A 2,214-nucleotide genomic window follows, 5' to 3' on the forward strand; every position below is an offset into this window, starting at 1 on the left:
CGGCCTCGTCGTCCTCCAGCAGCAGCGGCGGCAGGGCCGCGCCCGCCGCCAGCCGGTAGCCGCCCGCCGACCCGCGCGTGGCGTGCACCGGGTAGCCGAGCGCGCGCAGGCGCTCGACGTCCGCGCGGACGGTCCGCCCGCTCACCGCGAGGCGTTCGGCCAGCTCGGAGCCGGTCCAGTCGCGCGGAGTCTGCAGGAGCGCCAGCAGTTTCAGCAGCCGTGCCGAGGTTTCCAACATGTTCTTCACCCTGCCGTCCCATTAGGAACGAAGTCTGCCTAATGGCAGGACAGACTCTTTCACATGAGCGAGATCAACGAGTTCCGCGTCAACGTCCCGCAGGCCGACCTGGACGACCTGGCCGACCGCCTCTCCCGCACCCGGTTCGCGGACGAGCTGCCCTACGACGAGGTCACCGACGGCGTCCAGCGCGGGCCGGTGCAGCCGGGCTGGGAGTACGGCGTCCCGGGCTCGTTCGTCCAGGACATGCTCGCCCGCTGGCGCGCCTTCGACTGGCGCGCGCAGGAGGCCCGGATCAACGAGTTCCCGCAGTTCACGACCGAGATCGACGGCGAGACGATCCACTTCGTCCACGTCCGCTCGCCGCACCCGGACGCGACGCCGCTGATCCTCACGCACGGCTGGCCGAACACCTTCGTCGAGTACCTCGGCCTGGTCGAGGAGCTGACGAACCCGGCCGACCCGGCCGACGCCTTCCACGTCGTCGTCCCGTCCCTGCCGGGCTTCGGCTTCTCCAGCCGGCCGCGCACCCGGGGCTGGGACGCGGCCCGCACCGCCGACGCGTGGGCCGAGCTGATGACCCGCCTCGGCTACGACCGGTTCGCCGCGCACGGCAACGACGCGGGCGCGATCGTCAGCCCCGAGATCGGCCGCCGCCACCCGGACCGCGTCATCGCCGTCCACGTGACGCAGATCTTCTCGTTCCCGAGCGGCGACCCGGCCGAGCTGACCGACCTCACCGAGGACGAGCGGAACTACCTCGGCTTCCTCGGCAGCTTCGTCGAGCACGCCGTGCACGACAAGGTCCAGCAGGCGCAGCCGCAGACCCTCGCGCACGCCCTCGCCGACTCGCCCGCCGGGCAGCTCGCCTGGATCGGCCAGCTCCTCGCGGGCGTCCCCGACCCGGACCTCGTCCTCACCAACGCCACGATCTACTGGCTGACCAACACCGCCGCGTCCTCGGCGCGCTTCTACTACGAGAACCACCACGCCGAGAAGGACCCGGCGCCGACGACCTTCCCGATCGGGCTGTCCTCGTTCGCCTACGACTTCCGGCCGCTGCGCCGGTTCGCCGACCGCGACCACAAGAACATCGTCGCCTGGACCGAGCACGACCGGGGCGGCCACTGGTCCGCGCACGACGCCCCCGACCTGCTCGTGGACGACCTGCGCGCCTTCTTCCGCAGCTTCCGCTGAGCGGTCAGGAGCGCGGCAGCAGGCCGAGTTCGAGGGCCTTGACGACGGCGTGCGTGCGGTCGCCGACGTCCAGCTTGGCGAAGATCCGCAGCAGGTGGGTCTTCACGGTCGCCTCGGCGATGACGAGGCGGTGGCCGATCTCGGGGTTGGACAGCCCGTCGGCCACCGCCCGCAGGACCTCCGCCTCGCGGGCGGTCAGCGCCACCGGGGCGGGGGCCCGCATCCGCGCGACGAGCTTCTGCGCGATCTTCGGGGCGAGCACGGTCTCGCCTCGGGACGCGGCCCGGACGGCGTCCACGAGCTGCTCGCGCGTGGTGTCCTTCAGCAGGTAGCCGACCGCCCCGGCCTCCACGGCCCGCTCGATGTCGGTGTCGGTGTCGTAGGTGGTGAGGATGAGGACGCGGGTCCCCGGATGCGCGGCGGCGATCTCCGCCGTGGCCCCGACGCCGTCCAGGACGGGCATGCGCAGGTCGAGCAGCGCCACGTCCGGGCGGTGCGCGGCGACGAGCGCGACCGCCTCCCGCCCGTCCGACGCCTCGCCGGCCACCGCGATGCCGCCGTCGGCGGCGAGCAGGGCGATGACGCCCGCGCGCATCGCGGGATGGTCGTCGGCCACGATCACCGAGAGCATGGGCTCAGTCCTCCTGGGGCGGAACGGGCTGGGAATCGGGCCGGGAAGCGGCCGGGGAAGCGGGCTCGGGCAGGGGCAGGGCGGCGAGGACGAGGGTGCCGTCGCCGATCGAGCTGGTCACGGTCAGTTCGCCGCCGAGCTCGGCCAG

The 2,214-nt window shown here is 73.0% G+C and carries 3 protein-coding genes; 1 reads left to right on the forward strand and 2 read right to left on the reverse strand.

Annotated elements, in window-relative coordinates; genetic code table 11:
• Positions 1–238: helix-turn-helix transcriptional regulator (locus AB0J52_RS37190; protein ID WP_500187629.1), on the reverse strand; the 238-nt coding region annotated here is incomplete at its 3' end.
• A 63-nt stretch (positions 239–301) separates the two neighbouring features.
• Between AB0J52_RS37190 and AB0J52_RS37195 the strand changes: the two genes are divergently transcribed.
• Positions 302–1,435, forward strand: coding sequence for an epoxide hydrolase family protein (locus AB0J52_RS37195; protein WP_500187631.1), 1,134 nt, complete (start codon positions 302–304; stop codon positions 1,433–1,435).
• A gap of 4 nt (positions 1,436–1,439) precedes the next feature.
• Here AB0J52_RS37195 and AB0J52_RS37200 read toward each other — a convergent pair whose 3' ends face one another.
• Positions 1,440–2,066: a response regulator gene (locus AB0J52_RS37200; RefSeq protein ID WP_500187632.1), complete on the reverse strand. Its 627-nt coding sequence runs from the start codon at positions 2,064–2,066 to the stop codon at positions 1,440–1,442.
• Between the last annotated feature and the right edge of the window lie 148 nt (positions 2,067–2,214).

This window comes from Spirillospora sp. NPDC049652, assembly GCF_040675125.1.
Lineage (GTDB): Bacteria > Actinomycetota > Actinomycetes > Streptosporangiales > Streptosporangiaceae > Spirillospora.